This is a genomic window from Streptomyces sp. NPDC002446 (assembly GCF_053595675.1).
In genome coordinates, this window is sequence record NZ_JBSFYC010000087.1 from 21,292 (window position 1) to 29,417 (window position 8,126).

An 8,126-nucleotide genomic window follows, 5' to 3' on the forward strand; every position below is an offset into this window, starting at 1 on the left:
CGTGCGCGGGCCTTGAACCAGTAGAGAAAGTTGTAACTCATCCGCTGGGCTGGGTGAGTTGGTCAGGCCCTGAGCTTTGAGGCTCCGCGAGCCGTCACCCTCCCTTTTGGGCTTTTGCCTTGGCGTTGACGTGCGGAAGGGTTGCGGTTATTGGTTGCTGTGGTCACCCACCGGCGCTCTCGGACTGCCCAGAGGCAGCCCGAAGACGTACGAGACCCGGACAGTCCGTCCGGGTCTCGTCGCATGTAGCCCCTGACCCTTGTAGCGGTCGGCGCGAGGTCGTGCTCACGCTCACTGCGCTTGCCACGGTTCGACGTGATGACCCCTTCCCGCTGGGTGTAGCCGCCGGGAACGTCCACGCTAACGGAATCCCAGAAGGGCTCGGATTCGCGGAAGTGCCCGCCACCCGTGTGCCACTGGACTCCGCGGTAAGCGCGGCGCAGAGACCGGAGAGCGGCTGAGGCGAGGCCGCAGCGCGTGTAGCCCTCGTAGGAGTGAGGCGATTCCACCCATCCGATCTCGCACAGATCGCAGACCACGTACTCGACCTCGAAAGCCAGGTCGGATCCGAAGTATGCCGCTCGGATGCGCCAACCTGTCCGCTCATAGGCCCCGGCTGGCCGGTCGACCCAGGGTCTCGGCGGGGTGGCGGTCGGGTCGAAGCGGTAGCGCTCGGGGTACACCCATCGGCGGAGCCGGTCGCGCCAGGTCGGCTTGCCGGGCCACTCCCGTACCCAATGCACGTGGTCAGCGAGCTGCGCCACGGCACGGATCGCTATTTCCTTCTCTGCCATGGGCTCTCCTTCTGTGTCTCTGGAGTTGCCGTCGCGCGCGGCCTCGTCGGGCGAGGTGTAGCGCACGGCCCAGCCGAGCACGTCGTCGCCGAACGGGGAGAGGCCGGCGGCGAGTTGTCCGGCGGGGAACTCGGCGAGCTGCCCGTCGGAGAGGTCGACCAGGTCGGGCCGTACCTCGGGCAGGCGGGCGGCGACGTCGCGCCGGTCCATCTCCGCGGCGAAGTACAGCACTTGGTCGTCGTCGAGGTGGCGCAGCACGCGGCCGAGCTTGGCGTCGCTGTACGGGGTGAGATCGTCGACGAGCTGCCCGCCGGGGCGAATGCGGTCGAGCTCGGTCGCTGCCCGGTCGAGGTTGCGCTCGTCGGGCAGGCCCGATCCGATCGCGTCCGCGAGCTGCCGCTCGTCCATCTCGCACGGGGTGTCTGCATCGCCAGCGCGCAGCCGCGCGGTCTCGACCGCGGCCTGCGGCGCCTCGTAGCTGGCGGCGAGCTGCCGCGCCACGATCCCGAGCAGCCGATCCTCGGCGTCCGCGTACAGCCGGTACGCGCCAGCAGACAGGTCTTCGGCCATGTCGGGGGAGACAGACACCCGAACCCCTCAACTTGCCCCGTTCGACGCGGACATGAAGCAGCGTCGGGTATGGTGCCGTGTACCGATAATGATCGGCTGGTTCGCAGAGAACCAGGAGCTCCGGCGGTGGGCCCGGTACCACAAGCGCCGTCTCACGGGTGTATGGGCGCCCACTCTGCGAAGGAATGGCAGAGTCTTTTCCTTGTTGGTATGCATCTCAAACGTCGACCGGCGCGGCGAGTGAGGCTTGAGCATGCCCAATTCAGGCAAGAAAAAGGCTGCACGTTCCCGGATGCGCTTTACCGGGGAATGCTACGAAGCGGCATTGTCGGGAATCCCGAATAGCAGAGATCACGGGCTGGATTCGTGTAATCCAGGGCAAGAGAAGCTCCGTGCCCTTCTGGCCCTGGCGTTATTCAATACGGGTTATGATGCCGGACAGCCTGGCTACTGGGCGATCCATAACCTCACCGTGTACACCATCACCCCCTCGCCGCGTCATAACAGACTAGTTCTAATCGCCGACACTCCCAGGAATGTGGTTGGGTACCTCATTCGAAGGGCCGCAGGCAGGGTAAGACTTCCGGGGCTGCGCCTCGTCGAGCAGCGTGGGCAAGAAACCTTTATAACTCGGCATTTGCCTACCGGTGCCGAGCTGATCGTCACGGGAGAGCCTGCCGGATTCTCTGGGCGAGCTATCAGGAAGGTCAACCCTCGCCGTTACGCCAATTTGAGTGAACCCATCAGTGATGAAGAGAATGCGGAGCTCCTTCGAATTCCTGAAATGTCAGATGATGCCCGCAAGCTCCTTTCCGGGCTCATGGTCAGGATCTCGCTCATCGACGCCCAGGATCGAGCCTGGGCCGTCGGCAACTGGTACTGGGACCCCCTGGAACGCCCCGGAGAAGATGAAAAAATCCGAGAGGAGGTGACAAATGGCATCAACCGGCGCTTGTATGGGCAAGGCGGCATGTGGAATCTAGCCTGGAATGGTTTTCCGTATCACTCGGATGTGGCGCTCGCTCTAACTGATCCCAATATTGGAATTCGGGAAGCGCGGCTAGCTGAGCATGACGGAGATTACGAGATTTCACTCGGCGAGGCTGCTCTGCGCATCACGGGGTGGGATTCCAGTGCTTCTTGATATTTTGCAGAATTCAATCCCTCAAATGCCATGGTGGGCCGTCTTTATCCTGGCTCTCATCCTCCTTGGCTGTCACTATGCCCTCCGCTTCGCGAGACTGTCCCTCCCAAAGGACTCGCGGGACCGACTCGCCTGGTGGGTTGCCTTTCTACAGCATCGTCGTTCTCTCCGCGCACGAAAGGCGGCGGGAAGGGATCAAGAACGGGAGAACCAGTCGCGCTGAGGACACGGTCGACCTCGGCCTGCACCTGCTCGTCGTCAGTCTCCCACGGCCCATCTCCCCCCAGGCCAGCAGCCGATCCTCGCCATATCAACCTAGCGGGTGGCGCTGTGGTAATGGGCGTGCTCAAGGACGCCTGGAGCTTGAGCCTGGACCTGTCCAAGGTGTTGCGCTCCCTCGCTGCGCTGCTGAACGGAGCCGAGCTCCATGCCTGGCGAGGAGCTGAGTGTAGAGGCGGCGCACCTGTACGCGGTGGGCCGCGCTGCTTACCGCGAGAAGGCTCGCGAATTCACCCTCAAGGCCGCCTCAAAGTAAGCCAGTTAAACCGTCGTGATGGGTCCGGGGCCACGGCCGGGACGGCGGTCTGCGGGTGCAGAACCAACCGGGCCCGTCAGACATGCCCTAGTTGGGTCACCCTGTTGGACCGACCCGCGACGCCCGTAGGGTGCGGCCATGCTGCATGGACCCAAAGGGTGGTACGCGAAGTACGAGGAGAGCCCTGGACCAGGGGGGCGACGGATTCGGGAAGTGGAGGAGTGGCACCCCGAGACCGGTGACGCGCTGGTCATGGGTGACCGGGGCCTGGTCCCGGCCGCCGACCTCCCCGGATTTAAGGGAATGGAGAGCTGTGGCCATTCGTTCGCCGCTATCCCCGCGCCGGAAGGATGGCGCGAGGCATGGCGAAGCGGAGACGGAACGATCCGAGCCGCACCGGTCGTTGGATGGATGATCGGCGCTAACGGCATTGGCAACGCCTTGATCTTTGACGATGACCTGAACCTGGCATCCACCGGCACCGTAGCGCCGGGCCGCAACCCAGACACGGTGATCGTCCCGCCTGGGATGGACGCCGAGGAAAGTTGGAACGCCTCGTACGGCCCGCAAGAGAGCTAAGCGGCGAGTGATCCGTTGCTGTCCCCGGCGGGCATTTTGCAGGTTCGCCGTCTGCCTGTCGGGGTCAGTCGAGTGTTCCGGCTTGCAGCCCGGACTCGAGGGCAGTTGCGGTCGAGCGGATGCCGTCGAGCACATCGCCATTGGCGCGAGCGACACCGGGGTGTCCGTCGGCTCACAGTTGCGTGATGAAGCTCGCGGCGGACGGGTCCATGAACGTCCATTCGGGCACGATGCCCTGCTCGCCGCGCCAGGCCCGTAGGCGTGCGCTGTACTGCGCGTTGGGTGAGTTGTCGGTGCCGTGACCTGCACAAACAGCATCCGGGCGGCACGGGTTAGAACCAGTTGTCAGGAACGATCTACAGCTCGTAATGCGCAGGTCTCGGGTTCGAATCCCGTTCGCCTGCACCACCGACGCAGGCTCGACCGCCCGGTCGGGTCGCTCCGAACCAGGTACTTCCCAGGGATTTTTCAGGGACTTTCAGCTCTGTCCCAGGGACATTCCAGGGACTTTTCGCTGAGTAGGAGGGAAAGGCCCTGACAGCTCCGAAAGGCGCAAAGTCCCAGGCCAGGACTGTTTCCTTACCAGCTGATGAGCTCGCCAAGTCGTGTCTCGGACGGACCGTGGTGGCCGGGCGAGGATGCGCGGGCGAGATGCTAGGTAGGCGCCGCGCGAGCCACTCGACGACGGCGCCGCCTTAGGCGCTGTTCCGGGCGAATTCCCCCTTGAACAGCGCCAGTTGGCGGCGTCGCCGTACTCGCTCAGTATGAGTAGAACCCCGACCCCGACTTCCGCCCCAGCCGCCCCGCGTCCACCATCCGCTGGAGCAGCGGGGGAGCGGCGTACAGGGGTTCCTTGTACTCGTGGTACATGGACTCGGCGACCGAGGCCACGGTGTCCAGGCCGATCAGGTCGGAGAGCTTGAGGGGGCCCATCGGGTGGGCGCAGCCCAGTTCCATGCCGTTGTCGATGTCCTCGCGGCTGGCGATGCCCGACTCGAACATCCGGATCGCGGAGAGCAGGTACGGGATGAGCAGGGCGTTGACGACGAAGCCGGAGCGGTCCTGGGCGCGGATGGCGTGCTTGCCCAGTACGTCGTGCACCAGGACCTCGGCGCGCTTGATGGTCTCCTCGGCGGTGGTGAGCGCGGGGATGAGCTCCACCAGCTTCTGCACCGGGGCCGGGTTGAAGAAGTGGATCCCGATGACCTGGTCGGGGCGGGAGGTGGCGACCGCCAGCTTCACCAGCGGGATCGACGAGGTGTTGGACGCCAGGATCGCGTCCGGCCGGGTGATCACCTGATCGAGGACCTGGAAGATCTCGGTCTTGACCTGCTCGTTCTCCACGACCGCCTCGATGACGAGATCGCGGTCGGCGAACTCACCGAGGTCGGTGGTGAAGCTGAGCCGGCCGAGCGTCGCATCGCGCTCCGCGGTGGTGATCTTGCCCCGCTCGGCGGCCTTGCCGAGGGAGTTGGTCAAGCGGGTGCGGCCCAGTTCCAGAGCTTCGCCGGTGGTCTCGGCGACCATGACGTCCAGTCCGGCGCGGGCGCACACCTCGGCGATGCCTGCGCCCATCTGGCCGCAGCCGACCACTCCGACGCGTGCAATGTCGGCAAATGAGTCCGTCACCTCGTGCCTTTCGCTGTTCTTCAGGACCGGCGGTACGCCGTAAGGGTCCGACGCCCGCCTCGGTCCCGACGTTACTCCGCGCGGTGCTGTGCTACGGCCGCCGGGGCGGGCATTCTGAGCCCTCAGAGCAGGATGAACCGGACAACCTGGGGACTTTCGATGGGACGGATCACACGAAGAGGCTTTGCGGTGGCCGCGCTCGGCGCGGCCACCGCGCTGCTGACGACGGGCGCGGGCGCGCCCTCGGGGCGCATGCCGCGGCGCGAGATGCGCGGCATGTGGCTGGCGACCGTCGGCAACCTGGACTGGCCCTCCAGACCGAAACTGCCGCCCGCCGAGCAACAGCGCGAGCTCCGCGCCCACTTCGACACGGCCGTCAAGCACCGGCTCAACACCGTCTTCTTCCAGGTGCGCGCCACCGCGGACGCGCTGTGGCCCTCCCCGTACGAGCCGTGGGCGGAGTACCTCACCGGGCAGCAGGGCCGCGACCCCGGCTGGGACCCGCTGGCCTTCGCGGTCCGCGAGGCGCACCAGCGCGATCTCGAACTGCATGCGTGGTTCAACCCGTACCGGGTGGCCAACCACACCGATCTGCGGCGGCTGGCCGCCGACCACCCGGTGCGCCGGCAACCGGACTGGGCGATCCCCTACGGCGGCAAGCTCTACTACAACCCCGGGCTGCCGGAGGTCCGCAGTTTCGTCCAGGACGCGATGCTCGACGCGGTCGCGCGCTACCCCGTCGACGGGGTGCACTTCGACGACTACTTCTATCCGTATCCGGTGGCCGGCCGGCACTTCGACGACGACGCGGCGTACGACGCCTACGGCGGCGACTTCGAGAGCCGGGACGACTGGCGGCGGGACAACGTCGACCGGATGGTCTACGAGATGGCGCGGCTGCTCGACGAGGGCGGGGAGCGCGCCGGGCGCCGGGTGCGGTTCGGCGTCAGCCCGTTCGCCGTCTGGCGCAACCATGACACCGATCCGCTGGGCTCCCGTACCCGGGCCGGGGTGCAGACCTACGACGACCTCTACGCCGACACCCGCCGCTGGGTGCGGGAGGGCTGGCTCGACTACATCGTGCCGCAGGTCTACTGGCCCCTCGGTACCGAGGGCGCCGACTACGCCGAACTGGTGCCGTGGTGGTCACGGACCGTCGAGGGCACCGGCGTCGACCTCTACATCGGCGAGGCGCTCTACAAGGCCGGCGGCGGCGGGCCGGCCGCATGGCAGGACCCGGCCGAACTCTCCCGCCACCTCACCTTCGCCCGCGGCTATCCGCAGGTCGGCGGCCATGTCTACTTCTCGGCGAAGGAGGTGGCGCAGGACCGGGCCGGGGCCATGGCGCGGGTGGTGCGGGAGCACTACGGCAGTGCGGTACGGCCGTAGCGGCCGTACCGCGGCCCGTCTGCGGTTCCTCAGCGGCCGGGGTTGATGTCCGAGGTCTTGGCGTGCCTGACGACCGAGTCGGGGCCCGGGGACATGATCGACTCATGCCCGTTCTCGTCGCGGACGCGGAAGGGCGGATCGCCGTTCGTGCCCAGTACCTCGATGATTTCGACGACATGGTCGTGATGCCCGACGGTCCTGCCGTGCACCACCAGCCGGTCGCCCTTCGTCGCGTGCATCAGGGGTCCTCCCCGCTTCGGGCGGCCATGCGACCCGTACGGCCGACGACGCGGCGGCCGAGCGGTTGAACGGCCAACGATTTCAACGGTTTACGGACCTGAGGAAGGCCCGGACGGCGGTACGCGCCATCGCGGCAAGTTTACGTCCGCAGCGGGGGCGCGCACCCGGGGAGCGGCGGTCGGCGGATTCCGGGCGCCCGTCGCCGCCCCGCCCGTGCGGTGTGCCGCCCATGCGCTGCGTCGCCCGTGCGCCCCGCCGTCCGCCGACCCGTCCGCCGACCCGCCCGGCACCGCCGCCGGTCAGCCCCGGGCCCGCTGGGTGACCGCGATGCAGGCCAGCACCGCGAGCGCGGCCACGGGAGCGGCCGGCGGCAGCCGCTCGCCCAGCAGCAGCACGGACCACACCAGCGTCAGCAGCGGCTGGGCGAGCTGGAGCTGGCTCGCCTTGGAGATGCCGATCGCGGCCATGCCCCGGTACCAGACGACCATCCCGAGGAAGGTCGAGCCGATCGCGAGCCACAGCAGCCCGCCGACGGCGTGCGCCGTCAGCTGCAGCGGCTCGCCGGAGAGCGCCAACGCCGCGCCCGGCACCGTCACCGGGAGCGCCAGCACCAGTGCCCAGCCGATCACCTGCCAGCCCGGCATATGGCGGGCCAGCCGGCCGCCCTCCGTGTAGCCGGCCGCGCACACCAGCAGCGCCGCGAACAGGAACAGATCGCCGCGGCCGGGTGCGCCGCCGCTCTGCTGCACCGCGAAGCCGATGACGACGGCGGCGCCGATCAGCGAGGCGACCCAGAACGTGCGGGAGGGCCGGGCGCCGGTCCGTACGGCGGAGCAGGCGGCGGTGGTCAGGGGCAGCAGACCGATCACGACGGCCGCATGGGAGGTGGTCGAGGTCTCCAGGGCGAGCGTGGTCAGCAGCGGAAAGCCGAGGACCACCCCGCCCGTGACGACCGCGATCCCCGCCCAGTGGCGGCGCTCCGGGAGGCGCACCCGGAACACCGCGAGCGCTCCGCCGGCCAGCGCGGCGGCCAGCACGCTGCGCAGCATCACCACCGTCCAGGGGCCCATCCCCTCCAGCGCCCAGGCGGTCGCGGGGAAGGTGAGCGAGAAGGAGGCGACGCCGAGGGCGGCGAGCAGGGCGCCCCGGGCGGCCAGGGTCGCGGCCGCGGTGTAGGCGGCCGTCGAGTAGACCCGGGTCGCGGCCATCACCCCGATGTTCTCCGCGTACGTCGTGGTGGCCGGGC

Annotated in this window: 8 protein-coding genes; 3 read left to right on the forward strand and 5 right to left on the reverse strand. The window is 67.9% G+C overall.

Annotated elements, in window-relative coordinates; genetic code table 11:
• Window positions 1-62 precede the first annotated feature (62 nt).
• Window positions 63-1,382 (reverse strand): hypothetical protein, encoded by a 1,320-nt coding sequence (locus ACWD6P_RS32600; protein WP_451447796.1) that lies wholly within the window; start codon window positions 1,380-1,382, stop codon window positions 63-65.
• Between the two features lie 235 nt (window positions 1,383-1,617).
• Here ACWD6P_RS32600 and ACWD6P_RS32605 point away from each other — a divergent pair, with 235 nt between their 5' ends.
• The gene (locus ACWD6P_RS32605) at window positions 1,618-2,508 is read left to right on the forward strand and encodes a hypothetical protein (RefSeq protein WP_451447797.1); all 891 of its coding nucleotides are present in this window, start codon (window positions 1,618-1,620) and stop codon (window positions 2,506-2,508) included.
• Between the two features lie 748 nt (window positions 2,509-3,256).
• Window positions 3,257-3,622 carry a hypothetical protein gene (locus ACWD6P_RS32610; RefSeq protein ID WP_451447798.1) on the forward strand — a complete coding sequence of 122 codons (366 nt, stop codon included), beginning with the start codon at window positions 3,257-3,259 and terminating at the stop codon, window positions 3,620-3,622.
• A 172-nt stretch (window positions 3,623-3,794) separates the two neighbouring features.
• Here ACWD6P_RS32610 and ACWD6P_RS32615 read toward each other — a convergent pair whose 3' ends face one another.
• Both ACWD6P_RS32615 and ACWD6P_RS32620 read right to left on the reverse strand, forming a co-directional pair.
• Window positions 3,795-4,031, reverse strand: coding sequence for a hypothetical protein (locus ACWD6P_RS32615; RefSeq protein WP_451447799.1), 237 nt, complete (start codon window positions 4,029-4,031; stop codon window positions 3,795-3,797).
• Between the two features lie 350 nt (window positions 4,032-4,381).
• Window positions 4,382-5,251, reverse strand: coding sequence for a 3-hydroxybutyryl-CoA dehydrogenase (locus tag ACWD6P_RS32620; RefSeq protein WP_451447800.1), 870 nt, complete (start codon window positions 5,249-5,251; stop codon window positions 4,382-4,384).
• 159 nt (window positions 5,252-5,410) lie between these two features.
• Here ACWD6P_RS32620 and ACWD6P_RS32625 point away from each other — a divergent pair, with 159 nt between their 5' ends.
• Window positions 5,411-6,640 carry a glycoside hydrolase family 10 protein gene (locus ACWD6P_RS32625; RefSeq protein ID WP_451447801.1) on the forward strand — a complete coding sequence of 410 codons (1,230 nt, stop codon included), beginning with the start codon at window positions 5,411-5,413 and terminating at the stop codon, window positions 6,638-6,640.
• A gap of 29 nt (window positions 6,641-6,669) precedes the next feature.
• Here the strand turns inward: ACWD6P_RS32625 and ACWD6P_RS32630 are convergent, their stop codons facing one another.
• On the reverse strand, window positions 6,670-6,879 hold the full coding sequence (locus tag ACWD6P_RS32630) for a DUF1918 domain-containing protein (protein ID WP_451447802.1): 210 nt from the start codon (window positions 6,877-6,879) through the stop codon (window positions 6,670-6,672).
• 300 nt (window positions 6,880-7,179) lie between these two features.
• Window positions 7,180-8,088 (reverse strand): DMT family transporter, encoded by a 909-nt coding sequence (locus ACWD6P_RS32635; RefSeq protein ID WP_451447804.1) that lies wholly within the window; start codon window positions 8,086-8,088, stop codon window positions 7,180-7,182.
• Between the last annotated feature and the right edge of the window lie 38 nt (window positions 8,089-8,126).

Bases quoted from the DNA above. Each gene is read 5' to 3' on its own strand.
- ACWD6P_RS32605 (WP_451447797.1), top strand. From the start codon at position 1,618: ATGCCCAATTCAGGCAAGAAAAAGGCTGCACGTTCCCGGATGCGCTTT.
- ACWD6P_RS32625 (WP_451447801.1), top strand. From the start codon at position 5,411: ATGGGACGGATCACACGAAGAGGCTTTGCGGTGGCCGCGCTCGGCGCG.
- ACWD6P_RS32630 (WP_451447802.1), bottom strand. From the start codon at position 6,879: ATGCACGCGACGAAGGGCGACCGGCTGGTGGTGCACGGCAGGACCGTC.
- ACWD6P_RS32635 (WP_451447804.1), bottom strand. From the start codon at position 8,088: ATGGCCGCGACCCGGGTCTACTCGACGGCCGCCTACACCGCGGCCGCG.